The 23,501-nt window shown below is 61.2% G+C and carries 19 protein-coding genes; 17 read left to right on the forward strand and 2 right to left on the reverse strand.

The window, feature by feature from the left end; all coding sequences use genetic code 11:
* The first annotated feature begins 5 nt into the window (after positions 1-5).
* The 11 genes from ACILSR_RS09960 to ACILSR_RS10010 all read left to right on the forward strand — a co-directional run bounded on the left by ACILSR_RS09960 (position 6) and on the right by ACILSR_RS10010 (position 17,538).
* The gene (locus tag ACILSR_RS09960) at positions 6-1,442 is read left to right on the forward strand and encodes a sulfatase-like hydrolase/transferase (RefSeq protein WP_395749612.1); all 1,437 of its coding nucleotides are present in this window, start codon (positions 6-8) and stop codon (positions 1,440-1,442) included.
* Positions 1,443-1,557: 115 nt separating this feature from the next.
* Complete coding sequence (locus tag ACILSR_RS09965; RefSeq protein WP_395749613.1) at positions 1,558-5,301, forward strand: family 16 glycoside hydrolase; 3,744 nt, start codon at positions 1,558-1,560, stop codon at positions 5,299-5,301.
* Between the two features lie 5 nt (positions 5,302-5,306).
* Positions 5,307-7,076, forward strand: a complete 1,770-nt coding sequence (locus tag ACILSR_RS09970; RefSeq protein WP_395749614.1) for a sulfatase — start codon at positions 5,307-5,309, stop codon at positions 7,074-7,076.
* Positions 7,076-8,536 carry a sulfatase gene (locus tag ACILSR_RS09975; protein WP_395749615.1) on the forward strand — a complete coding sequence of 487 codons (1,461 nt, stop codon included), beginning with the start codon at positions 7,076-7,078 and terminating at the stop codon, positions 8,534-8,536. Before ACILSR_RS09970 ends, ACILSR_RS09975 begins: the two co-directional genes overlap by 1 nt.
* 32 nt (positions 8,537-8,568) lie before the next feature.
* Positions 8,569-10,056: a hypothetical protein gene (locus ACILSR_RS09980; protein ID WP_395749616.1), complete on the forward strand. Its 1,488-nt coding sequence runs from the start codon at positions 8,569-8,571 to the stop codon at positions 10,054-10,056.
* Between the two features lie 50 nt (positions 10,057-10,106).
* The gene (locus ACILSR_RS09985) at positions 10,107-11,483 is read left to right on the forward strand and encodes a sulfatase (protein ID WP_395749617.1); all 1,377 of its coding nucleotides are present in this window, start codon (positions 10,107-10,109) and stop codon (positions 11,481-11,483) included.
* The gene (locus tag ACILSR_RS09990; protein WP_395749618.1) at positions 11,480-13,375 is read left to right on the forward strand and encodes a sulfatase; all 1,896 of its coding nucleotides are present in this window, start codon (positions 11,480-11,482) and stop codon (positions 13,373-13,375) included. The genes ACILSR_RS09985 and ACILSR_RS09990 overlap by 4 nt, the downstream gene beginning before the upstream one ends.
* A gap of 50 nt (positions 13,376-13,425) precedes the next feature.
* Positions 13,426-14,928, forward strand: a complete 1,503-nt coding sequence (locus ACILSR_RS09995; RefSeq protein ID WP_395749619.1) for a sulfatase-like hydrolase/transferase — start codon at positions 13,426-13,428, stop codon at positions 14,926-14,928.
* A gap of 31 nt (positions 14,929-14,959) precedes the next feature.
* On the forward strand, positions 14,960-15,904 hold the full coding sequence (locus tag ACILSR_RS10000; RefSeq protein ID WP_395749620.1) for an alpha/beta hydrolase fold domain-containing protein: 945 nt from the start codon (positions 14,960-14,962) through the stop codon (positions 15,902-15,904).
* A gap of 15 nt (positions 15,905-15,919) precedes the next feature.
* Positions 15,920-16,657: a phytanoyl-CoA dioxygenase family protein gene (locus tag ACILSR_RS10005; RefSeq protein ID WP_395749621.1), complete on the forward strand. Its 738-nt coding sequence runs from the start codon at positions 15,920-15,922 to the stop codon at positions 16,655-16,657.
* A complete protein-coding gene (locus tag ACILSR_RS10010) occupies positions 16,654-17,538 on the forward strand; it encodes a GH25 family lysozyme (protein ID WP_395749622.1) in 885 nt (294 codons plus the stop codon). Before ACILSR_RS10005 ends, ACILSR_RS10010 begins: the two co-directional genes overlap by 4 nt.
* 5 nt (positions 17,539-17,543) lie before the next feature.
* Here the strand turns inward: ACILSR_RS10010 and ACILSR_RS10015 are convergent, their stop codons facing one another.
* On the reverse strand, positions 17,544-18,437 hold the full coding sequence (locus ACILSR_RS10015) for a LysR family transcriptional regulator (RefSeq protein WP_395749623.1): 894 nt from the start codon (positions 18,435-18,437) through the stop codon (positions 17,544-17,546).
* Between the two features lie 122 nt (positions 18,438-18,559).
* Here ACILSR_RS10015 and ACILSR_RS10020 point away from each other — a divergent pair, with 122 nt between their 5' ends.
* The 5 genes from ACILSR_RS10020 to ACILSR_RS10040 are packed head-to-tail and all read left to right on the forward strand — an operon-like array spanning position 18,560 to position 21,726.
* Positions 18,560-18,931, forward strand: a complete 372-nt coding sequence (locus ACILSR_RS10020) for a hypothetical protein (protein ID WP_395749624.1) — start codon at positions 18,560-18,562, stop codon at positions 18,929-18,931.
* A 43-nt stretch (positions 18,932-18,974) separates the two neighbouring features.
* Positions 18,975-19,586 carry a pyridoxamine 5'-phosphate oxidase family protein gene (locus tag ACILSR_RS10025; RefSeq protein WP_395749625.1) on the forward strand — a complete coding sequence of 204 codons (612 nt, stop codon included), beginning with the start codon at positions 18,975-18,977 and terminating at the stop codon, positions 19,584-19,586.
* Positions 19,583-20,008, forward strand: a complete 426-nt coding sequence (locus ACILSR_RS10030; protein ID WP_395749626.1) for a DUF1348 family protein — start codon at positions 19,583-19,585, stop codon at positions 20,006-20,008. Before ACILSR_RS10025 ends, ACILSR_RS10030 begins: the two co-directional genes overlap by 4 nt.
* Before the next feature lie 27 nt (positions 20,009-20,035).
* The gene (locus ACILSR_RS10035) at positions 20,036-20,722 is read left to right on the forward strand and encodes an SDR family NAD(P)-dependent oxidoreductase (RefSeq protein WP_395749627.1); all 687 of its coding nucleotides are present in this window, start codon (positions 20,036-20,038) and stop codon (positions 20,720-20,722) included.
* A 38-nt stretch (positions 20,723-20,760) separates the two neighbouring features.
* Entirely contained in the window at positions 20,761-21,726 is a 966-nt protein-coding gene (locus ACILSR_RS10040; RefSeq protein ID WP_395749628.1) for a right-handed parallel beta-helix repeat-containing protein, read from the forward strand.
* Here the strand turns inward: ACILSR_RS10040 and ACILSR_RS10045 are convergent.
* Positions 21,710-22,648 carry a VPGUxxT family thioredoxin-like (seleno)protein, type 2 gene (locus tag ACILSR_RS10045; RefSeq protein WP_395749629.1) on the reverse strand — a complete coding sequence of 313 codons (939 nt, stop codon included), beginning with the start codon at positions 22,646-22,648 and terminating at the stop codon, positions 21,710-21,712. The two genes, ACILSR_RS10040 and ACILSR_RS10045, sit on opposite strands and share 17 nt — an antisense overlap.
* 72 nt (positions 22,649-22,720) lie before the next feature.
* On the opposite strand from ACILSR_RS10045, the gene ACILSR_RS10050 reads away from it, so the two are divergent.
* The gene (locus ACILSR_RS10050) at positions 22,721-23,491 is read left to right on the forward strand and encodes an alpha/beta hydrolase (protein WP_395749630.1); all 771 of its coding nucleotides are present in this window, start codon (positions 22,721-22,723) and stop codon (positions 23,489-23,491) included.
* Positions 23,492-23,501 lie beyond the last annotated feature (10 nt).

Raw genomic sequence — 23,501 nt, forward strand, 5'->3', positions numbered from 1 at the left:
CTCCCATGAAAACCATCGCACTCCTTTTTTCATCGCTGCTCCTCTCGGTGTCGGCATTCGCCGCTGAGAAACAACCGAACATCGTCTTCCTCCTCGTGGATGATCTCGGCTATGCGGACTGCGGCTTCAATGGCGGCAAGGAAATGCATACGCCAAACATCGACAAGCTCGCGGCGGGAGGCACGGTGCTGGAGTCGCTCTATGTGCAGCCCGTTTGCTCTCCCACACGAGCCGCATTGATGACCGGGCGCTACGCCACGCACACCGGTGTCTATACTATCGTGCGCCCGCATGCCACCTGGGGCCTGCCGCTGACGGAACGCACCCTGGCCAATGCGTTGCACGACGCTGGCTACGCCACCTCCATCATCGGCAAATGGCATCTGGGTGAATTTGAGCCCGCCTATCTGCCCACCGCACGCGGCTTTGACCACCACTACGGCCACTACTTTGGCATGCTGGACTACTTCACCCACATGCGCGGCCAGGACCTGGACTGGTACCGCGATGGCAAGCAGATCAAGGAGGAAGGTTACACGACGCATCTTCTCGCGAAGGAGGCCTGCCGCACCATCACGGAGAAGGACAAGGCGAAGCCACTCTTTCTCTATGTACCATTCAACGGGGTGCATGGCCCCCTGGAGGTGCCGGATGAATACCTGAAGCCCTACGGCGCACTTACGGGCGGACGGCAAAAGCTTGCGGGGATGCTGGCGGCGGTGGACGAGGCCATCGGTCAAATCGTCGCCGCCCTGGAAAGCAGCGGCCAGCGGGAAAACACGCTCATCATCTTCTCCACCGACAACGGCGGCCCGCCTCCCGGCACCAACACACCACTGCGCGCCTTCAAAGGCAGTATTTACGAAGGCGGCGTGCGCGGCTGCGCCTTTGCCAACTGGCCCGGCCACATCCCCGAGGGCAAGCGCCTCAAAGAGCCCATGCATACGGTGGACTGGTACCCCACCCTGGTGAAACTCGCCGGCGGTTCCCTGGAGCAAAAAACAACGCTCGATGGCAAGGACGTGTGGCCCATGCTCACCCAGGGCGCTCCCTCACCGCACGATGCGATCCTTTGCGTGCAGTCCCCCACCGTCGCCGCCGTGCGCATGGGCGACTGGAAGCTCGTGATGAACGGCAGCGATGCCGACAGCGAAGAGGCCCCGGCGGCAGGCGCAAAGGGGAAAGGCAAAGGCAAAGGCAAAAAGACCAAGGCCGGAAGCACGGCAGATGCAGCCACAGAAGCGCAGTTTGGCGAAACCCTCGCCCTCTACAATCTCGCCACGGACATCGGCGAAAAGAAAAACCTCGCCCTCGCCGAGCCCGAACGCGTGGCCGCCATGCGTGCCCGGCTCGCGGAACTTCTGAAAGACGCCGCAAAACCCGGCCAGTTGGGGCAGGAAGCCAATGCCTTGATCGAGCAGCCAAAGAAGAAGGCGAAATAGAATCCCTGCAGTTCTGAGTCCCGGCGCTGCGGTCCAGCACGGCTCAATTGCGGAATCCGACACATAGTTTGCCAGTATTTCCCGCCAAGTGCGAGCGTTTTACCACGCTCGCACCATGAACCGTCTCCTCCTTCTCTCACTCCTGTTTGCCACCACCGCCACGGCCCAGGAAGGTTTTAAACCGCTCTTCAATGGCAAAGACCTCAGCGGCTGGGATGGGAATCCCGAGCTGTGGAGCGTGGAAGATGGCTGCATCACGGGCAAGACCACGGGACCGGAGCAGCTGAAGTACAACCAGTTCCTCATCTGGCGTGGCGGGAAGGTGAAAAACTTCGAGCTGCGGGTGAAAGTGAAGCAGGCGGGCAACAACACCGGCATCCAGTATCGCAGCCGCGAATTTCCTGAAACCGGGAAATGGTCCGTGGGCGGGTATCAGTGCGACATCCACCCAGCCGCTCCAAACAACGCGATGGTATACGGAGAAAAGTGGGGCGGCATTCTGGTGCAAAACGGGCAGAGCATGGTGATCGATCCCGATGGTGCCAAGTGGCTGAAGGCCGAGCATGAACCCGTGGAGGTGGACATCGCCGAATGGCATGAGTACACGATCATCGCGCAGGGGAATCATCTGGTGCACAAGATTGATGGGCAGCAGACCATCGATCTTCTGGACTTTGGCGCGAAGACGCAGCTGCTGGAGGGCATCGTTGCTTTTCAGATTCATCGCGGTCCGGCCATGAAGGTGCAGATCAAGGACGTGCTGCTCAAGGAACTGCCCGAGGGCGGTGTGGTTAGCTTTGACAAGAGCATCATCGCAAACGCAAAGCCGCTGGAGGCAAAGGCCAAAGGCAAACCGCAGCCGAAGGCGGAAGCGGCCACGCCCCCGACGGGTGGCAGCGCCGCGGCGAACGCGGAGTGGAAATGGCTGTGGAGCGATGCGCCCACTGCAAAAGACGCCGCGAGGCTGAAAAAAGAGTTCGATCTGGGTGAAGCTGCCATCAAGAGCGCTGTCCTGCGCGTTAGCTGCGACAATGGCGCGCAGGTCTTCCTCAACGGCGAGCTGGTGCTGACCAATCCTGACTGGCAGCGGCCCACGCAGGCAAATGTGACCCAAAAACTCAAGCGGGGGAAGAACGAGCTGCGTTCCGAAGCCACCAACAAAGGCAGCGCCGCAGGCTTTCTGGCCGTGCTAAGTGTGACCTTTGCCGATGGCAAGGAGCAGTCCCTCTTTACGGATGCCTCATGGCTGGCAGCAGCGCCGAATACCGAAGAGTGGAAGCCGGCGAAGGTGGTGAACACGTACGGCAAAAAGCCGTATGGCGAGATCTTCAGCAAAGACCGCACGAAGAATCCTGCAGCGGTCTCGGACGAAGTCACCGCACCTGCGGACATCAAGGCGCTGCCGGGATTTAAGGTGGAGCTGATTTACAAGGTCACGAAAGACAACGAAGGCTCCTGGGTGGGAATGACGGTGGATGACAAAGGCCGCATCCTGGCCACGGACCAGTATGGCGGCCTCTTCCGCCTCACGCCGCCGCCGGTGGGCAGCGGTGACAAGGCGCAGGTGGAAAAACTCAACGCGGAGATCAATGGCGCACACGGTCTGCTGTATGCCTTCGACAGCCTGTACGCACTGGTGAATGAGAAGCCGAATGTCGCGGGCCTGTACCGGCTGCGTGATACCAAGGGCACGGGCCAGTTTGATGAGAAGGTGCTGCTGCGAGAGATCAAAGGCCAGGGCGAGCACGGCAACCACAGCATCACACTCTCGCCGGATGGAAAGAGCCTGTATCTTTCTTGCGGCAACGGCACGGCGCAGCCGCAGATCGAACACACGCGTGGTTCGCGGCCGTTTGCGGACGACCAGATCGTGCCGCGCACCAGCAAAGGCGCGGAGTTTTCCGACACCGAGCCGCAGGCCTTCACGCTCAAGGTCTCACCCGATGGCAAACGCTTTGAAATGATCGCCGACGGCATGCGCAATCACTTCGACAGCGCCTTCAATGCTTTGGGCGATCTTTTCACCTATGACAGCGACATGGAGTGGGACGCGGGCATGCCTTGGTACCGGCCTACGCGCATCTACCACCTCGTCAGCGGTGGCGACTACGGCTTCCGCGAGTCTTCGGGCAAACTCATGGGCTACTGCCCGGACATCGTGCCGCCGCTGGTCGAAGTGGGCCCGGGTTGTCCCACAGGGGTCGTCTCCGGACTCGGCGCGGCATTTCCTGCAAAGTATCAGCACGCCATCTATGCCTGCGACTGGACCTATGGCACGCTTTACGCCGTGCACCTCACGCCCAAGGGCGCTGGCTATGAAGCAAAGCTGGAGGAGTTCATCTATGGCAAGCCCTTGCCGCTGACCGATGCCGTCATCGGCAAAGACGGCGCCATGTATTTCACCATCGGCGGTCGTCGCACGCAGTCGGCCATGTATCGCGTGACGTATGAGGGCAGGGAGAGCACCGCCCCCGCCGCCGCCCCCGCTGAAACGATGGAGCACAAACTGCGCGTGGAACTGGAGCACCTGCACGAAGAAGGTACCGGGCCCGAAGCCATCGACAAAGCCTGGCCTTATCTTGGTCATGCGGACCGTCTGGTGCGTTATGCCGCACGTGTGTCCATCGAGCGCCAGCCCGCCAAGCTCTGGGCCGCGCGTGCGCTGAAGCAGACGGAGCCATGGGCCGTGATCGAGAGCGGGCTCGCACTCGCCCGCTTCGGTGGAAAGGATAACCAGCCGGCATTGCTGGCCATGCTCAATGCGCTCGATTTCGCCAAACTGGACCCCGCACAGCAGATTGCACTGGTGCGCGTGTATGAAGTCACAGTGTCACGCAGCGGCCTGCCGGAAGGAGACTCGCTCGTACAAACGATCGCCCGGCTGGATGCGGTGTTTCCTGCCAAGACCAACGACCTCAACCGCGAGCTCTCGCGCACGCTGGCTGCGCTGGGTTCGAAGGAAGTCGTCGCCAAAACGCTCAAGCTCATGCGCACGGCCAAGGACGATCCTGTCTCGTGGCTCTCGGTGGAGCGCATGGCGCGCAATGACCGCTACGGCCCGAATTTCCTGCGCAGCGGCGAGGCGCGACCGAACCAGCAGCAGATCGCGTATGCGTATGGGCTGCGGTTTACGAAGGAGGGCTGGACGCCGGAGCTGCGGCGGGAGTTTTTCGCGTGGTTTGCCAGCACTGGGCCATGGCAGGGCGGCAATCAGTTCCGCGGTTTCCTCGACACCATCCGCATGGATGCGCTCGCTTCAGTGCCGGAGGCCAAAGAACGCGCGCAGCTCGCCACCCTCGCCATTCCGAAAGTACAAAACGCGGTGCCCGCCGTGATCCATCCGCCGAAGGGCCCCGGTAAAAATTACAGCATCGATGAAGTCGTGGCCTTCGCCAGGAACGCCAAAAGCGGGCGCAATTTCGAGCGCGGGCACGAGCTCTTCATCGCCGCCGCATGCCAGGCCTGCCATCGTCTGGGCAATGAAGGCGGCGGCGTGGGCCCGGACCTCACCGGCGCCGGGAACCGCTACACGCTGCGCGATCTGCTGGAGAACATCATCGATCCCAGCAAGGTCATCTCCGACCAGTATGAGAGCAGCGTCATCACGCTGAGGAACGGAAGCACTGTGGTGGGCCGCATCACCGGAGAAGAGGGCGGTTTCCTGCAGGTGGCCACCAATCCCGCTGCGCCCGGCGAAATCACCGAAGTCCGCAGCGACAAGATCCAAAGCCGCACCGTTTCGCCCGTCTCCCTCATGCCTCCCGGCCTCATCAACAGCATGAACCAGGACGAGGTGGAGGACCTCCTCGCCTACATTCTCTCGGGCGGAGACAAACGGAACAAGATGTTCAAGAAGTGAAACTTATGCTGAAGCGATTTCCATGGGCTTGTGGCTGGTTTGCAATCACTCTGGCGGTTTCGAGCCCGGCCGCAGACAAACCGAACCTCATTGTCTTCTACACCGATGACCACGGCTTTGCCGACCTGGGCATCCGGGGTGTGGAGAAGGATGTGAAAACGCCGCACATCGACGCGCTGGCGCGCAGCGGCGTCATTGCCAAAAATGGCTACAGCACCGCGCCGCAGTGCGTGCCTTCACGCGGCGGATTGATGACGGGGAAGTTTCAGGGCCGCTTCAACCTGGACAACAACGGCTCCGCGCTGGATGGTTTTAACAAGGAGACCACCATTGCCACGCGGCTGCAGCGTGCGGGCTATGTGACGGCGCAGTTTGGCAAATGGCACCTGGGACCCACGAACGAGATTACAAATCACGGCTTCACCCACGCGTACTCGCAGCACGGGCAGCAGAGGTTCACCGCCAACATCTCGGTGGATGGAAAGGATCAGCCGATGGGCGAGATGAAGCCGGAGCTTTATCATGTGGAAGGCTGCACGCGGGCGGCGGCGGCGATCGTCACACGCTACAAGGAGCAGCCGTTCTTTCTATATGTCGCCCTGCGCGCGCCGCACACGCCGCTGGATGCACCGCAGTCGTACAAGGACCGCTTTCCGGGTTCGATGCCCGAGCGCCGCCGTGCCGCGCTGGGCATGCTGGCTGCGGTGGATGATGGCGTCGGCTTGATCACCGACACGCTGAAGCAGCATGGGCTGACAGAGAAGACGCTGATCTTCCTCATTGGCGACAACGGCGCGCCGCTGAAGATTCACAAAACCGACTCCCCGCTCGAAGGAGATGCAGGCGGCTGGGATGGCAGCCTGAACACGCCCCTGAATGGCGAAAAAGGCATGCTGGCCGAAGGTGGCATGCATGTGCCTTTTCTCATCGCATGGCCCGGGACGATCCCAGGCGGGCAGACTTATGAGCATGCTGTGAGCGCGCTGGATGTCGCAGCCACGGCGGCGGCGCTGGCAGACGTTGCCGTGAAGCCCGGAGATCTCGATGGGGTGAATCTCCTTCCTTATCTCAAAGGTGAAAACACTCAGCCACCGCATGAGGCGCTGATGTGGCGCTGGATGGCCCAGAGCGCCATCCGCGAGGGAAACTGGAAGCTGCTGCGCGGGGGCGAGCGTGAGTATCTTTACGATCTCTCCACCGACCTGGAGGAAAAGCACAGCCTCGCTTCGCAGCATCCGGACATCGCGACACGCCTGCGTGGCAAACTCACCACATGGTGTGCGGATCTGAATCCGCCCGGCCTCGCTCTTGGGCACATGGCAGGGGTGTGGAATGACTATTTTGACTTTTACCTTGAAGGAAAGCCCGCACCGAAACCCGATGCCAAAGCCGACCAGGCCGACACGAAAGCCACACGCGGCTGGCTGGCGCGTGGAGGCAGCCTTGTCGAAAAAGACGGCGTACTGGTCCTCACTCCTGACAAAGGTGGCAAAGGCACCTTTATCACCCGCAGCCAGATCAAGCTGGCCGCGCCTGCGAAGGCCAGAATCGTTTTAAAAACATCGGCCTCCGGCCAGGGCGCCATCGCCTGGCGGATGGAAGGAGACAAAGACTTTCTCCCTGCGAACCGTGTGCCGTTTGAAGTGAAAGCGGGAGATGAATGGCAGACACAGGAGATTACAATCCCGGCAGAGGGGCGTGTCATTCATGTGCGTGTGCATCTGCCGCCTGGTGCGGCGGAGTTTCGCACGCTGGATATCAAACCTGCGAACTGATGAAAAGTCTCTGCGCCCTGATCTTTCTTTGCATCCTAGATCGTTCGTCCCTCGCGGCGCAGCCTAATGTTCTCCACATTCTCGCGGACGACATGGGATGGAACGCCCTGAGCTGCTATGGCAACAAGGATGTCGCCACGCCGAACCTGGACCGTCTTGCAGCAGAGGGCATGCGTTTTACCACAGCGTATGCGGATGCGCAGTGCTCGCCGACCCGCGCGGCCTTTTTGTCCGGTCAATACGGAGCACGCACGGGCGTGTTCAAAGTGCTCAATGAAAAGGAGCCCTCAAGGGCGCCGATGCAGTCTCCTGCAGCCAATGACGCCTTAGCCCCTGAGGTGGCCACGCTCGCGACGACGCTGAGAAAGGCGGGCTACGCGACCGGGATCAGCGGAAAGTGGCACATCGCCAACAATGCCTCCGTGGCTCCCCTGAGGAAACGCGACGGGGGAGGGTACTTTGACACCTACGGCTTTGATTTCGCCGGTCCTGCAAATGGAGCGGAGCATCACGAGGACAAAACCGTGACGGCCATCACCGATGACATCATCCACTTCATGGAGATGAACAAAGACAGGCCGTGGTTTGCCTTCGTCTCCCACTTCAGCCCGCACACGCCTCTGGAGGCGCCGGAGGCGCTGATCGCAAAGCATGTGGCACGCGGCTACCAGCGTGCTGCGACAAACGAAGGACGCTCCACCGAGCGGCCCATCGCAAACTATCTCGCCATGCTGGAGCATTTCGACAACCAGGTGGGCCGCCTGCTCGAAAAACTCGATGAGCTCGGGCTTCGTGAACGCACGGTCGTCGTCTTCACCAGCGACAATGGCGGGCTCTCCCGCGTGACGAAAAACGCCCCTCTTCGCGAAGGCAAGGGCGCGCCATATGAAGGCGGCATCCGCGTGCCGCTCATCGTACGCTGGCCAGGAAAAGTGAAGGCTGAAAGCACCTCCGACGCGCCGGTGCATGCCGTCGATTTTTATCCCACCTACGCCGCGCTCGCCGGAGCAACGCCGCCCGCAAAACATGGGCTCGATGGCGAGAGCCTGATGCCGCTGCTGGAACAAAGTGGCGCCCTCCAACGTACCGCGCTGCACTGGCACATGCCCACCTACACCACCAACTTTGGCCGCACACCTTGCGCCGTCATCCGTGAGGGGGACTGGAAGCTTATCCATTGGTTTGGCGACTACCTGGACACGACCGGATTCACCCCGGATGACAAGCCCTATGGCAAGCTTGTCATCGGCCCACGCACTGAGCTCTACAACGTGCGCGAAGACATCAGTGAGGCGCACGATCTCGCCGCCGAGCGCCCCCAAAAGGCCGCACACCTCACCCAAGCTCTGAACGCCTGGCTGGAACGAACGGGGGCCCGGCGGCCCACCCAAAATCCCGGCTTCGATGAAAAGCGGTGGTGGACGACCGCCGAGGAGAACAAGAAGGCCGGCGGCGACTGAGCCAGTCTGCATCCCAACCCAGCCCCTCTGCCATGATTCGATCCCTCTTCTGCTTTCTTGCCGTTTGCATGCCGCTGGTTTCCTGTGTGCTTTTGACTTCGGGAATGGCCATGGCTGCTGATTCGCAGCCAGCCGTGAGCCTCTGCCAGATCGAGGGTGTCTGGTGGTTTCGCTCTCCGACGGGAGAAACGTTTTTGTCCATCGGGGCCAACCATGTCGAGCCGGTTTACTGGCAGAGCCCGCGCAATGCGGACTTTGTTCGCACCACTTATGGAGGAGAAGTTTTCCGCAGAGACGGCTCGTATGACGATGAATCTGTGGCGGTGAAGAAGTGGGCCTCGCGTGTGGCGGCGAACTTCAAGGCATGGGGATTCAACACGCTGGGGTTTCACAACCCGCTCTCCAGAAGCCTGCAGGAGGCAGTCGGCGGCTACTACGTGTGCCATCTGCCGGTCGAAGTGCCGTGGGGCTGGAACATGAAGCGCGCGGAGCTGGTGCGCCAGTTTGCGAAGCGGCCGACAGATGTGTTTGACGATCGTTTCCTCGTGGAACTTGCCGCGGTGGCCGACAAGCTCGTGAAACCGCGTGCGCAAGATCCGACACTGCTCGGCTACGCTTATACCGACGGCCCGCCGTGGACGGTGGAAGATGAAGAAGTAAGTCCGGCTTATGCGAAGCTTTCTCCTGCGCAAAGGACGCTGCACCCGTGGGTGCATGCCCTGATGTCACAACCGGCCCCAGCCGCGGGCAAGCAGGCATGGATCTCCCTGCTGCAGAAGCGCCACGCCGACCCGGCCACGGCGGCTGCAGTGTATGCGCTCAAAGCCACAAGCTGGGATGAGATCGCCGCATGCACGCAATGGGTCGAGCTGGGAAACCCCGCTGCCGCCGCAGCCGACAGCCGTGCCTTTCTCTCCGCCCTTATGCACCGCTGGTATGAGGAGCGCGCGCGCAGCATTCGCAAACACGACGCGCACCATCTTATACTGGGTGACAAGCTGAACATGAACCGCGACCGCAAACACCCTGCGGAACGGAAGGAGTGCCTCCGGCAAATGCATGGATTTGTAGATGTCATCAACGTGCAATATTATGCCCCTGCCGACGAGCAGGTGGCCACGCTCGCCAGCGTGCATCAAGAGAGCGGCCTGCCCATCATCAACGGGGACACAACCTGCAAGCCCATCTGGCCGGACAGCGCGATGAATGGTGGGAACCCTGAATTTTACAAGGCGCTGGGCCAGACCTACGATGAGACACTGACCAAGTTGTTTGCGCAGCCGTGGTTCATCGGCTGGCATCACTGCGGCTACATGCGCGGTCTGCGCCAGCCTTATCTGGCCGCCCTAAAAAAGGGAGACGCCAGAGAAATCTCATCCTACGAACAGCGTGGCATCCTGTACCGAGAGGGTTTTATCAGCGATCAAGAGGAGCCCATCGATCCCATTCTCACGCCGCTCAAAGCCGCCATCGCCAAATGTGATGGGCTGCACAAGAAAAGCAGGGGCACAAAGCCGTAAACGAAAGCCAAACTCCACAGCCGCCTATGCTACGCTCCATTGTACTCTTCATGGCAATGCTCTGCGCGCCTGTGCTGAACGCAGCACGTCCCAATGTGCTGTTCATCATCGTCGATGATCTGACGACCACCCTTTCATGCCATGGCAACACGAGCGTACACACTCCAGCCATGGATGCGCTGGCGGCGCGTGGTGTGCGGTTTGAGCATGCCTACACGCAGTTTGCCCTGTGCAATCCTTCACGCTGCTCTTTTCTGACGGGCTGCTATCCGGAGAAAACGGGGGTCATGGATCTCACGACCAGCCTGAGAAAGGCGCTGCCTGAGGTGGTGACGCTGCCGCAGTATTTCAAGGATCATGGCTATGCCACGGGGCGAATCGGAAAAGTCTTCCATGTGGCCGACCCCAAGACAAAGCTCGATGTGGAGCTGCGCACCGCGTTGCACAAGGACACCGAAAACTTCGTCGAAGCCAAGGCGGCGAACGATCCTGGTGACAAGCCGCACGGAACCGCCAAGGGAGAGGGCTACAACCGCGCCTACGCTGCCTCGGCACGACCGGCGGCTGATTTCACCGATTACCAGATTGCCGATGATGCCATCGCCACGCTGGATGCTTTTAAAGAGAAATCCTTCTTCCTGGCGGTGGGCTTCATCCGGCCGCACACCCCGTATGTGGCGCCAAAGGCGTTCTTTGAGGCCATCGACAAAAACCGGCTCAGCCTGCCGCCGTTTTATCGTGAGGGCGGAGAGGTGATCACGCACCTGCCGCAGTCATCGCTGCGGCCCAACAACAACGTCTTCCGCTACGCAGAGCCCACGCAGGACGAAGCCCGTGATGCGCTGCAGGCCTATCTGGCGGCCACGGGATTTGTGGATTCGCAGATCGGCCGTGTCCTCGCCAGGCTCAATGAGCTGAAGCTCGCAGAGAACACGATCGTCGTGCTCACTGGCGACCACGGCTATCAGCTGGGCGAACATGGCCTGTGGGCAAAGCAGACGCTGTTTGAAGGTGGAACTCACGTGCCGCTCATCATTGCCGCACCCGGTGTAAAGCCCGGAGTGCGAGCGGGACTCGCGGAACAGGTCGATGTGTACCCGACGCTGTGTGATCTCGCCGGACTGCCACTCCCTAAGCACCTGCAGGGCCGCAGCCTGAAACCTATGCTCGATGATCCCGCCGCCAAGGGGCGTCAGATTGCAGTCAGCACCATGGTGGCCACCAACACAAAACTGACCGGTCACAGCGTGCGCACGGACGCCTTTCGCTACATCGCCTGGGATCAAAACGGCGGCGAGCTTTTGTATGACCTTCGCACCGACCCGGATGAACTGCACAACCTCGCTGACCAGCCGGCGCAGGCAGATCGCATGAAGCGCATGCGGGAGCGTCTTGCGGCGCATTTAAAGAACGTATCCGTACCATGAGACTTTTTCTCCCGACCACATTACTGGCTCTTTTCATCATGCTGCCGCCGTCATTTTCGGCACAGCCAAATGTCATCATCATTCTTGCCGACGATCTGGGCTGGAGTGACACAACGCTGTATGGCACGACGAAGTTTTACCAGACACCGAATGTGGAGCGGCTGGCGAAGCGTGGCATGACTTTTACGCGCGCGTATTCCGCGAGTCCGTTGTGCTCGCCCACGCGCTCCGCCATTCTCACGGGGCTAAGCCCGGCCCGCACGGGCATCACCGTGCCGAACTGCCACATGCCACAGGTGGTGCTGGAAGCGACGCTGCCCAAAAAATCAGCAGCAGACCAAAAGGCGATCCAGCCCACGCCGCCGACGCGTTTGAAGACCGAATATCGCACGCTGGCGGAGACGCTGCACGATGCAGGCTATGCCACGGGCCATTTTGGCAAATGGCATCTGGGCCCCGAGCCCTATTCGCCGCTGCAGCATGGCTTTGATGTGGATGTGCCGCACCATCCCGGGCCCGGACCCGCGGGCAGCTATGTGGCGCCGTGGAAATTCGCGGACTTTGACGCAGATCCGGATGTGCCGGACCAGCACATCGAGGACCGCATGGCCAAGGAGGCGGTGGCCTTCATGGAGAAGCACAAGGGCCAGCCGTTTTACATGAACTACTGGATGTTCAGCGTGCATGCGCCGTTTGACGCGAAGAAGGCGCTGATCGAAAAACATCGCGCGCGTGTGAATCCCGCTGATCCGCAGCGCAGCCCGACGTATGCGGCGATGGTGGAGAGCATGGACGACGCGGTGGGCACTCTGCTGGATGCGCTGGACCGGCTCAAGATTGCTGACAACACGATCATCATTTTCACCGCCGACAACGGTGGCAACATGTATGACAAGGTGGACGGCACCACGCCCACCAGCAATGCGCCTCTACGCGGTGGCAAAGCCTGCCTGTTTGAGGGCGGCACGCGTGTGCCGGGCGTGATCGTCTGGCCAGGTCTTGCCAAGGCGGGAGCACGCAGCGATGCGCTGATCCAGAGCGAAGACTACTACCCCAGCCTGCTCGAAGCTCTCGCGATCGATCCTGCGCCAGGACAGATCTTTGATGGCCACAGCATTCTGCCTGCGCTGAAAGGCGGCGATCTGTCCGGGAAGGCCATCTTCCAATACTTCCCGCATTCCACTTCCAATGTGCCGGACTGGCTGCCGCCCGGTGTGTCTGTGCATCGAGATGATTGGAAGCTCATCCGCCTCTTTCACGGCGGCGAGAAAGGCGCGCATCGCCACCTGCTTTTCAATCTGCGCGATGACCCCGGCGAGAAAATCAATCTCGCTGCGCAGAAGCCTGAACTCGTGCAGGAGCTGGACACCTTGATCGAGAATTTCCTCAAAGACACCCATGCGGTGGTGCCCGTGCCGAATCCGGCCTTTGACCCGAAGCAGTATCATCCCGAGCTCGAAGGCAAGCCACAGGGCAAAGCGAAAGCCAAGGCACCCGCCAAAGATGATGGGGACCCCGCGCTGCAAGGCTGGAAGGCACGTGACTGCAAGGCCACGGTGAAGGACGGCATCGTGAGCGTGACCAGCATCGGCTTTGAGTGCTTCCTTGGCTTCTCCGCCGGCAAGCACAGCGGGCCGACGACAGCGAAATTCCGCCTCAAGGCCAAGGCGGGAACTTCTCACTTCGACTGGCTGGCTACCGACGGAAAGGCGCAGCGCGTGTCCTTCACGCTGAAGGGTGGTGACTGGCAGGAGATCAACGTGCAGCTTCCCGCCACAGGCACGCTTGGCATTGTGCGCCTTTACCTGCCCATGCAGGAGCAGCCTGTGGAGATCGACTGGATCGAGCTGCGTTCGGAGAATGGCGCGAAGGTGACGCGGACGGAATTTTGAGTCTGAGAACGCTGGCTAGAAAGCATGCCACGCTGCGTTTCAGCGCGGCCATGAAGCTGCCTGCCTTCCTTCACTTCCTGTTCTGCTTTGCCTTTGTCTCTTCCGCTGTTTCTGCGGCGGGTGCCAAACCCAATGTGATCGTCATTCTGACGGACGATCAAGGCTACGCCGATGTGGGCTTTCAAGGGCTGCCGGCTTCGAAGCAGGCGCTGACGCCGAATCTGGACCGCCTGGCGAAGGAGGGAGTGGTGTTTAAAAATGGCTACGTCGCCTTCTCCACCTGCGGCCCTTCACGGCAGTCGCTGCTGACGGGGCGCTCGGCCAGCCGGTTTGCGGTGGAGGAAAACGGCTTCTTTGGTACGGCGAAGGAGATTTTCATTCCACGTGCGCTGCAGGGCACGGGCTATGCGACGGCCATGTTTGGCAAATGGCACTGCGGACCTGATGGAGACAGCACAGGCGAGCTGAGTCCGAAGGGGCGCGGCTTTGACCAGGCCTACCTCACATCCGCGCAGGACTTCTTCATGAAGAAAACGCCGCATCCCAAAGCCTGGGCGGCGGGTGGCATGCGCGAGTACGGACCGTATGTGACGGATGCGATCACCGACGAGGCGATCGCTTTCATCCGCGAGCACAAAAAGCAGCCGTTCTTTGCCTACATCGCGCATCACGCGCCGCACAGCCCGTTTTGCAGCAAGGAGCCGCTGATGCGCCGCATCGTGGAGCATGACCCGAGCTACAAGGCCGCCTTTGAGCGGATGAAAACACACACTTCCGCCAAAGGCCGCAAGGCATCGTATGCTGCGCCGAATTTCGATTTCGGCAATTTCAAAGGCACCGATCTCGACCAGGAGCTGCTGCGCCTGACGTATCTTTCCATGCTGCTGGCGGTGGACGATGGCGTGGGCCGCCTGCTGGACACGCTGAAGAAGGAGGGGCTGCGCGAGAACACGCTGATTTTTTATCTCAGCGACAACGGTGGTGCGCTGGCGCGTCCGAACGATCTGGGAAGTGTGAATCTGCCGCTGCGCAGCGGCAAGGGCTCGGTGTATGACGGCGGCGTGCGCGTGCCCTTTGTGATGAGCTGGCCGGGGACGCTGCCGCAAGGTGTCACCAACACGGCGGCGGTGGTGAGCTCGATGGATATTTTTGCCACGACCGTGAAGCTTGCAGGAGGAAAGATGCCGACGGATCGCACAATGGATGGGGTGGACGTGATGCCCTTCCTCACCGGAAAAAAGGAGGGCAGCCCGCATGATGTTTTGTTCTTCCGAAGGCTGGGAAGGCAGGCGTGGTCTATCCGCAATGGGGATCACAAGCTGGATGCGGTGGCCTTGCAACCGAAGATGATTCGGAAGGGTGAGGACAAGAGCATGTATCCTGAGGGCGGCGGATTCTACGATGTTCAGAATGACATCACCGAAGTGAAGGACGTCAGCGCCGCCTTCACGGAGAAAAAGAACACCTCACGCAAAATCTACGAGGAACTCACAAAGGACTTTCCGGTGCCGCTGGACACCCTGCCAGGCGCGAAGCCAGATAACGACGAATGATTTCTCACTTCCCGCTCGATCACTTCCGACCATGAAACCTCTTCTCATTTTTTGCGCTCTGCTGCTTGCCACGCAGATCGTCACGGCCGCTGGCAAAGCCCGCGAAGCCGCGCCGCGCCTGCCCACGGATCTGAAAATCGTCGATAACATTGTCTTCAAGCAGATCGGTGAGAAGCAGCTGGAGCTCATGCTGTTTCAGCCGCTGGTGAAGAAGTATGAGAAAGCCCCGCTCGTCGTCTACATTCATGGCGGCGGCTGGGGCGGTGGCGACAGGTACAAGGTGCTGCGGCAAGATGTCATCGGTGTGATCCGCAGCCTCAGTCAGGCAGGGTTCGTGTGCGCGAGTGTTGAATATCGTCTGGTGGATGGCAAACCGACGCTGGCCGCCGATGCCGTGGCCGACTGCAAGGATGCGCTACGCTTTATGGTGAAGCATGCGCAGGAATATGGCATCGACACAGACCGCATCGGCACATTTGGCTCCTCCGCCGGCGGGCACCTCACGCTGGTGACGGCGCTCGGCAAGGACAGCGACTACCCCTGTGATCCTGCGATGGAGGGGCCACCCGCGAAAGTCCGCTGCGTGGCGGCTTTCTACCCGCTGGTTTCGTTTGTGGATGCGGAGTGCATGAAGGGCGGCAATTTCGAGAGGCCGCAGCGCATGATCCCCCTGCTCGGCGGATTGTTGACCGAAAAGCGCGAGCTGGCGCTGAAGCTCAGCCCGATTGAGCTTCTGCGCGCGGACAGCCCGGCTGTTTTAGTGGCGCATGGAGATGATGACAAAGTCCTCTCCGTGCACAATGCCATCGCTTTGCGGGATGCGGCGCAGGCGAAAGGCGCTTCCGTGGAATGCATCATCTCCAAGGGTGCCGGGCATGGCTTCAGCGGCGATGCCATCTCTCCGACGATCGCGGAGATCGATCAGCAGACGACGGCGTTCTTCCTGAAGCATCTGGCGGATGCAAAGGCTCCTTGAAGCAAGGCGGCGAGCATGCAACTCATCGGTGGCATGACTCTCGCCTCTCATCTGGACACCCATGGATTCGCCATTGTGCCGAGCGTTCTCGATGTCGAAGGATGCCTTTCACTGGCATCTCTGCTGGGAGATGCCGATGGCGCAGGAACGCGCGGCGTGCTGCGCCTGCGGGCGGTGGAGGACCTGGCGCAGTCGGCTCTGAGCGATCTCGTGCGACCGCATTTACCGGATACGCCTTTACCCGTGCGCGGCATCTACTTTGACAAACGGCCGGAGAGAAACTGGCTGGTGGCCTGGCATCAGGATCTGACTCTCGCGCTCAAAGAACAGGCCGAAGTTCCGGGATTCGGCCCGTGGAGCGTGAAGGATGGCGTGCCGCATGTGCAGCCACCCATGCATTTGCTGGACCACATGCTCACAGCCCGTCTGCATCTTGATGACACCGATGCGGACAACGGCGCCCTGCGGGTGATCCCCGGAAGCCATCGTCTGGGCCGGCTGAGCGCCGAGGCCATCCGCCAATGTCGGGAGACGCAAGATGAGGTGCTCTGCGAGGCCCGGGCCGGTGACGTGCTGCTGATGCGGCCGCTGCTGCTCCATGCGTCCTCCCGTTCTGTCAGCGCCAGGCGCCGCCGCATTCTGCATGTGGAGTTTGCGAGCTTTTCGTTGCCTCAGCCTCTAGCGTGGGATGAGGCTCCTTGCCAAAGGCCGGTCAATCCAGCACTGGTGCCACAAACGAATATATACCCATGAAACCCACCCTGTTGCTGCCCTTTCTCCTGGCTGTTGCCAGTTGCTCCACACCTCCCACCGGTGGTCCGCCTGCGAGCCAGCCGCCAATGTCCTCCTGGGGCATGCCGCAGGTCATCAATGTTTCGGCTTACGACCCCAAGGAGAAGCAGCGCCCGGGGCAGGGCTACTCGGAGCACGATGTCTCGGCTTTGCGCGCGAACGGTGCGAGCGCGCTGATCGCACGTGCGGGAAAGGGCGGAAACCTGGACGAGAAATGCGGGAACTTCCTGGCTGCGGCGGATCGCGCGGGGATGCTGCCGGGTGTTTACTACCGGCTGCAGTCGCATGTGGATGCCGTGGCTCAGGCGGATCAGTTCTGCGCCCGCGCGCGCTCATTGGCACGGGGCCGCACGTGGAATGCGCCCGCGCTGCTGCTGTGCGCAGACTTTGATGCAAACTCCCGTATGTCCGACATCCTGCGATTCATGGACCGCGTAGAGTCCCGCACCGGCGTGGTGCCGGTGGCGTATCTGGAAAACAGCACGCACCTGAAGCAGATGCTCAGCAGTGCTGACCCGGCCACGAAAGCAAAACTGCGCCGCATGCCCTACTGGGTGGCGCTGTATTCGCACGATGGCGGAGCGGGTCCGGTGTATCCTGCGCCGGGAACACCGCACGGCCTGCTGCATCAGTATCAAGTGTGGTCAGACTGGGCCATGTGGCAGTACGGCGGCGTGGACTGGTCGCACGGCCGCTCCCAGCCGAAAGTGTACAATCACGGCATGAACCACAACAGCCTCTACTTTGGCAATCTCGACCGTCCGGTGGAGCGCAATGTCTTCAACGGCTCGCATGGGGCCATGCAGTCCTTCTGGCAGCAGCATGGCCTGCCGCTGCATTGATCGGCTCAGCGCAGCTCTGCCGCGACCTGCTTCAGGGCATCCACCAGCGCACGTATGGCGGCGGAGGCGCGGCCTTTTTGCCACAGCACAAAGAAATCCCAGCGGGCATTTTCGTCGCTCACGGGAATGAAACTCACGCCCGGGTGCTGCTGCTTTTCAAAATAACCAGGCAACAGTGTGACGCCCGATTCCGAAACCACCTGCGAAAGCACATTGGAGATGCCATCCACCACGACGGCGAAACGCGGCCTGAACCCGGCCGCTTTGCACAGCGCTGCCGCCCAGCGGTTGCGCCCGGGCACTTCGTCTTCATCCACGCCGATGAAGTCGCGGCCCTTCAGTTCTTTGAGTGAGATATTCTTTCGCGCAGCGAGTTCATCGTCATCCGCCACGGCCACGCACACATGCAGGGAGCACAGCCTGGCGCTGTGAAACTCCCGTGCCGCCGCCACGCCCTCCTGCCCGATGAGCGCCACATCCAGCTCCCCTGTGCGCAGAGCCCCCAGCATTTCGCGGGGAGACATGTCATGCAGCTTCAGCTTCACCTGCGGCTGGGCTTTGCGCAGCTTTGTAAGCGCCGGCGTGAGCAGGCTCTGGGCTGCGGAGGCGAGGTAGCCTACGCGCAGCTCGGAGCGCTCTCCGCGTGCCTGGCGGCGCAGATCAGCCAGCGCGGCGTCGTAGTTGGACACCAATGGGCGCATGGCTTTCACCAAAGCATGGCCGAGGCCGGTGGGTTTCACGCCGCTCGTTTCGCGCTCAAGCAGCCTGCCGCCGAGCTCCTGCTCCAGCGCCTGCATCTGCCGGCTCAGTGCAGGCTGGGTGATGCGCAGCCTCATGGCGGCGCGGTTCACGCTGCCTTCTTCGATGACGGTGAGCAGGGCTTTGATGCGGTCCAGCATGGCACGGCAGGGTATGCACAAAAGGCATAACGGCAACAGGGAACAGGCATTACCCGCAGGCCTGCGGGTGAGGCACCCTGGGCTTGCTCAATCAAGAGCACATCCACCTCATCCAACACCTCATGAAACTCGCAATCATCATCACCTCCGATCCCAACAATGGCGAAGAAGCCCTCGGCCGCGCCTTCAATGGCCTTGCTCTAGCAGCAGAGGCCCAGGCGCAGAACGACGAAGTGAATGTCGTCTTTGCCGGCACCGGCGTGCGCTGGCCCGCAGAACTCAAGAAGCCCACACACCCGGCACATGGCCTGTATGATGCAGTGCGCCCGGCCATCACGGGTGCCTCCTGCGGCTGTGCCGCGGTGTTTGGCGCCACCAAGGAGGTGGAGGCCTGCGGCCTGCCGGAGCTCAAGGACCACGCCCTGCCCGGCACGCCAGGACTGGCCAGCATCCGCCGCTATCTCGCCGAAGGCTGGCAGACGCTCGTTTTCTAATATTCACCTCCCCCTACTTCAAACCCCTCGCTCCACCTCGATTATGGCCGACCGATTCATGCATACCGTGCTCACGCCTGCCGTGCTCGAGGCGGAGCGTCATTACTACGGGCGCACTTATCCCGCCTTTGACTCCGCGCCTGAGAGCGATGTACTGACTGCCGCAGAAGCGGAGTTCATAGCACAACGCGACTCCTTCTACATGGCCACCATCACGGAAAACGGCTGGCCGTATCTGCAGCATCGCGGCGGGGCCAAAGGCTTCCTGCGTGTCACCGGGCCGAATGAACTCATGTTCGCCGACCATGGCGGAAACCGGCAGATGATCAGCGTGGGCAGTGTGGCGAAGAATGACCGCGTGAGCCTCTTCCTCATGGACTACCCGGCGCGCGAGCGGCTGAAGATCCTCGGCCATGCGAAAGTCCTGGATGCGCGGGAGCACCCCGATCTGGTGGAAAAGATTGCCCCGCCCGGAGGCCATGCCGCGAAGGTGGAGCGCATCTTTGTCATCAGCGTTTTGTCCTATGACTGGAACTGCCCCAAATTCATCACACCGCGCTTCACCGCCGCGGAAGTGCAGGAGGCCATCGCTCCGCTGAAAGCCCGCATTGCCGAACTCGAATCCCAGCTCAAGCTTCACAACTCAACACCATGAACCCACGACCACCGCTGCCGCCCTTCACCGAAGAAACAGCCATCCAAAAAATCCAGGCCGCCGAAGACGCCTGGAACAGCCGCGATCCTGAACGCGTTTCGCTGGCCTACACACCGGACACCGAATGGCGCAACCGCGATGTCTTTCTCAACGGGCGCGCCGAGGTGGTGGAGTTTCTGAAAAAGAAATGGGCCAGGGAGCTGGACTACCGCCTCAAGAAAACGCTGTGGGCCTTCACCGGAAACCGCATCGCGGTGCGCTTTGAGTATGAGTGGCATGACCACGCCGGCCAATGGTGGCGCAGCCATGGCAATGAGAACTGGGAGTTTGATGAAAACGGCTATATGGCGAAGCGCTACGCGAGCATCAATGATCAACCGATTCGTGAAGAGGAGCGTAAGTTCCGCTGGGCGCGCGCCTGAGTTTGCGTGGCATCCCAGACAGCACTCATGAATCCCATCATCCTTATCACTGGAGCCACGCGCGGCATTGGTTTTGCCGCGGCGGGGCAGCTGGCCGCACGTGGCGCACAAGTCATCATTGGAAGCCGCGAAAAAGACCGCGCCGTAGAGGCGGCAAAAAGGCTGGGTTCTGGCGTCAGCGCTGTGGCGCTGGACATCACGGACGTCGGCAGCGTGAAGGCGGCGGTGGCCGAGATCGACAAGCAATTCGGCCGCCTGGACGCACTGGCAAACAACTCCGCCATCCTGCTGGACCACTATCAAAGCCTGCTCGACCTCAAACCCGAAGTGCTGCTGGAGACGCTGAACACAAATGTCGTTGGCACGCTGCGTGTGAGCCAGGCCTTTGCCCCGCTGCTCGCGAAATCCAACGCACCGCGCATCATCAATGTGTCCAGCGGCGCGGGTCAGCTCGATGGCGAGCCGCAGGCCTGGGCTCCGGCATACTGTATCAGCAAGACTGCGCTGAACATGCTCACGCAGCAGCTCGCCGCTGCACTGCCTCATGTGATGGTGAACAGCATGTGCCCAGGCTGGTGTCGCACGGAGATGGGCGGCAGCGATGCACCGCGCAGCCCGGGCGAGGGTGCAGACACGCTGACCTGGCTGGCGCTGGAGGCACCGCATGATTTGCGCGGGAAATTCCTCAAGGACCGCGCAGTGATTCCATGGTGATTTGGAAGCATCGAGTCTGAAGCGGCGTTGTGGGTGTCATGCCGCGCACTCTTCTTCTCTGCTCCGCCATCGCCTGCCTCCTGCCCACGCTTCACGCTGTGGATCTCGCCGGCGCGCCCGGCCCTGTGGGCACCAGCTCAGGCGCCAAGCTCGTGCACCGCCTGGAGATCACCAAACCCGGTGTGTATGAAAACTACCGCGTGGACGCGCAAGGCGCGGGTGGCAACATCGTGAAAATCACGGCGGATGACGTGACGCTGCGCAATTGCGAAATCTTCAACGGCACGGGCAATGGCGTGGGCGTGTTTGGCACGCGCGTGGTCATTGAGAACTGCCGCATCCACCACCTCCTCAATGGCACCTTTGAAAAGCAGACGGATGCCCATGGCATCACCGGACGCTGGGGCGATGTGACCATCCGCAACTGCGACATCTCCCACATCACGGGCGACTGCGTCCAGTTTGATCCTGACCGCAAGCAGCGCGGCAGCCTCACCATTGAAAAATGCCATCTGTGGACCGGCCCTCTCACCGAGGACGCTCCCGGTTTCAAGAAAGGGCAGAGCCCGGGAGAGAACGCCTTTGATTCCAAGACCCCGCCTGATGGCGAGCGCTGCAAGCTCATCATCCGCCAGTGCTACATGCACGGCTGGAACCAACCCAGCCAGATCAGCACACGGGCTGCGCTGAATTTGAAGGAGCACATCGACGCACTGATCTCCCACTGCGTCTTTGATGACAACGAGGTGGCCATCCGCGCACGCGGTCCCGGTGGGCGTGGGGATGCCCGTGTGCGCATCGAGGACTGCGCCATCTACCACACTCTGCTAGGCGTGAGGGCTGAGGATAAAATCGAAGACCTGAAAATCCTGCGCATGGCCTATGGTCCGGAGGTAAAGACGCGCGAGGAGCGCCACGGCGGCAAGGAGCTGCCCGGTTATGAAAACACCGGGGAGCACGAGGCACCACCGTTGGAGAGCCTGATCGTCAAGACCCGCCCTTGAGCTGCGCCTGCTGAGCTTTGGTGAGGAAGCCTGAAGCCCTGGCGGGATCGGTGCGTATCCACGCATTCACTTTCGTGGCCTGGGACGGGGAAAGAGTCAGCTTCGCCGCCGCTGTGCCGCTGATCTGCTTCTTCTGATCATCCTTCGGCGCCGTTCGATATCCTGAGATGGCCCCGATCTTGAGCCGCTTCGTCGTTGCTGTCGGGAGATCCATCGCCGGCACAGACACCGCATTGGCACACTCCACTTTCTCAGCAGCGGCTATCAATTGCGGCAGCGAAATGACCTGCGGGTCGTACTTCACCCTCGTCACTTCTCTTCCATCCATGAATCCGGCCTCCGTGGTGATCACGCCGTCGATTCTTCCCAGCTCCATCTCTCCGGTCCAGAAGCAGTACATGGCGAACACGGCCTCCTTGAGCCGTGGCGACTGCTCGGCAGCCAGCAGCTTCAGATAGGCGGGCACTGGTCGGTTGGCCTGGGTCAGCGACGTGACCATACGCTCGGCGATTCCGCCGGTGTCCCACACCTGGTCTTTGCGCGGGATGATGTCTTCTGCCTGAGCATTTAAAAAGCGCACCACCTGGTAGTTCCATGCGGGCTCGCCAAAGCGCTTCAGTACTTCCAAGTCCCTGCCGCCCTGGTTGTTGTGAATGAGCAGCGGAGTGAACTCCGTCTCGACAGCTGCCACGATCAGCGGATGAGACATGACCTCGCGACCGAACTGCTTGCAGCCTGCGCAGCCAGGAATCTCCTGAAACAGGGCAAACACCGGCTTGCCCGACTGCCCGCTGGACGCCAGTGCTGTCTCCAAGACGCGTCCCCAGTGCACCGTCCCGGCCTCCACGGGCTGCTCAGTGGAGGCGGCAGAGCAGGAGAGGGATGGCAGCATGAGGAAGAGGGATAATACGGCGAGCTTCATGCCAGTGAGAGGCGGCAGCCGGCAGATTATTTCACGAAAGACTTCGCCGCTCCAGCGTTTCAGGGGCCGACCATGAAACTGCTCTGCTGCCTCTGGCTATTTTCCGCCGCTGTGCTCGTTGCCGCGGAATCGATTCCGCTCTGGCCCGGGAAGCCGCCGCAGTTTTTGGAGAATGCACCTGCGGAGATCCAGGAAGAGCGCGGCACCATTCGAAATGTCACCGTGCCCGCCATCACGCTCTTTCTTCCGCCCGCAGAAAAGCGCACGGGCATGGCCATCATCGGACTGAAGTACCGCCTGCGCCCACCGCACAAATTGGACAACGCCGGCATCCAGGCACTCACATTGCTGGATGCGAAGCGCGCTGTGCGCCTGGTGCGGCATCGTGCGAAAGAGTGGGGCATTGATCCAAAACAGGTCGGCATCGCAGGCTATTCAGCCGGTGGCAATCTTAGCATGAATCTCGCGGCAAACTTCGACCGTGGCGATGCGCAGTCGCCCGATCCCATCGAGCGCGAAAGCAGCCGCCCGGATTTCGCCGTCGGCCTCGCCACCTGGCACTGGAGGCAGAAGGAGTCGCCCTTCGTATTTCAAAAGGACACGCCACCCGTGTTCCTCGTGCACGCCTCCAATGATGGCATCCAGGGCGGCGCGCCCATCGAAATGCCGCAGGACATCAAAGCCGATCTTGAGAAGATCGGCGTGCCGGTGCGCATGGAAGTTTTCGATGAAGGAGCGCACGGCGTGGGCAATCTCATTCCCCAGCGCGTGAAGAACGGCTATCCGCCCGCGAAGTGGCCTGAGCTGCTGCTGGAGTGGCTGCAAAGCCTGCCGAAGACTTGAGTCTCACTTT

The organism is Prosthecobacter sp., assembly GCF_044222565.1.
GTDB lineage: Bacteria > Verrucomicrobiota > Verrucomicrobiia > Verrucomicrobiales > Verrucomicrobiaceae > Prosthecobacter.

Excerpts from the sequence above, each read along its gene's own strand:
- ACILSR_RS09985 (WP_395749617.1), top strand. The coding sequence starts at position 10,107 with ATGGCAATGCTCTGCGCGCCTGTGCTGAACGCAGCACGTCCCAATGTG.
- ACILSR_RS10020 (WP_395749624.1), top strand. The coding sequence starts at position 18,560 with ATGAAACTCGCAATCATCATCACCTCCGATCCCAACAATGGCGAAGAA.
- ACILSR_RS10005 (WP_395749621.1), top strand. The coding sequence starts at position 15,920 with ATGCAACTCATCGGTGGCATGACTCTCGCCTCTCATCTGGACACCCAT.
- ACILSR_RS10025 (WP_395749625.1), top strand. The coding sequence starts at position 18,975 with ATGGCCGACCGATTCATGCATACCGTGCTCACGCCTGCCGTGCTCGAG.
- ACILSR_RS09970 (WP_395749614.1), top strand. The coding sequence starts at position 5,307 with ATGCTGAAGCGATTTCCATGGGCTTGTGGCTGGTTTGCAATCACTCTG.
- ACILSR_RS09975 (WP_395749615.1), top strand. The coding sequence starts at position 7,076 with ATGAAAAGTCTCTGCGCCCTGATCTTTCTTTGCATCCTAGATCGTTCG.
- ACILSR_RS10050 (WP_395749630.1), top strand. The coding sequence starts at position 22,721 with ATGAAACTGCTCTGCTGCCTCTGGCTATTTTCCGCCGCTGTGCTCGTT.
- ACILSR_RS10040 (WP_395749628.1), top strand. The coding sequence starts at position 20,761 with ATGCCGCGCACTCTTCTTCTCTGCTCCGCCATCGCCTGCCTCCTGCCC.
- ACILSR_RS10015 (WP_395749623.1), bottom strand. The coding sequence starts at position 18,437 with ATGCTGGACCGCATCAAAGCCCTGCTCACCGTCATCGAAGAAGGCAGC.
- ACILSR_RS09980 (WP_395749616.1), top strand. The coding sequence starts at position 8,569 with ATGATTCGATCCCTCTTCTGCTTTCTTGCCGTTTGCATGCCGCTGGTT.
- ACILSR_RS10045 (WP_395749629.1), bottom strand. The coding sequence starts at position 22,648 with ATGAAGCTCGCCGTATTATCCCTCTTCCTCATGCTGCCATCCCTCTCC.
- ACILSR_RS10010 (WP_395749622.1), top strand. The coding sequence starts at position 16,654 with ATGAAACCCACCCTGTTGCTGCCCTTTCTCCTGGCTGTTGCCAGTTGC.
- ACILSR_RS09995 (WP_395749619.1), top strand. The coding sequence starts at position 13,426 with ATGAAGCTGCCTGCCTTCCTTCACTTCCTGTTCTGCTTTGCCTTTGTC.
- ACILSR_RS09990 (WP_395749618.1), top strand. The coding sequence starts at position 11,480 with ATGAGACTTTTTCTCCCGACCACATTACTGGCTCTTTTCATCATGCTG.
- ACILSR_RS09960 (WP_395749612.1), top strand. The coding sequence starts at position 6 with ATGAAAACCATCGCACTCCTTTTTTCATCGCTGCTCCTCTCGGTGTCG.
- ACILSR_RS09965 (WP_395749613.1), top strand. The coding sequence starts at position 1,558 with ATGAACCGTCTCCTCCTTCTCTCACTCCTGTTTGCCACCACCGCCACG.
- ACILSR_RS10035 (WP_395749627.1), top strand. The coding sequence starts at position 20,036 with ATGAATCCCATCATCCTTATCACTGGAGCCACGCGCGGCATTGGTTTT.
- ACILSR_RS10030 (WP_395749626.1), top strand. The coding sequence starts at position 19,583 with ATGAACCCACGACCACCGCTGCCGCCCTTCACCGAAGAAACAGCCATC.
- ACILSR_RS10000 (WP_395749620.1), top strand. The coding sequence starts at position 14,960 with ATGAAACCTCTTCTCATTTTTTGCGCTCTGCTGCTTGCCACGCAGATC.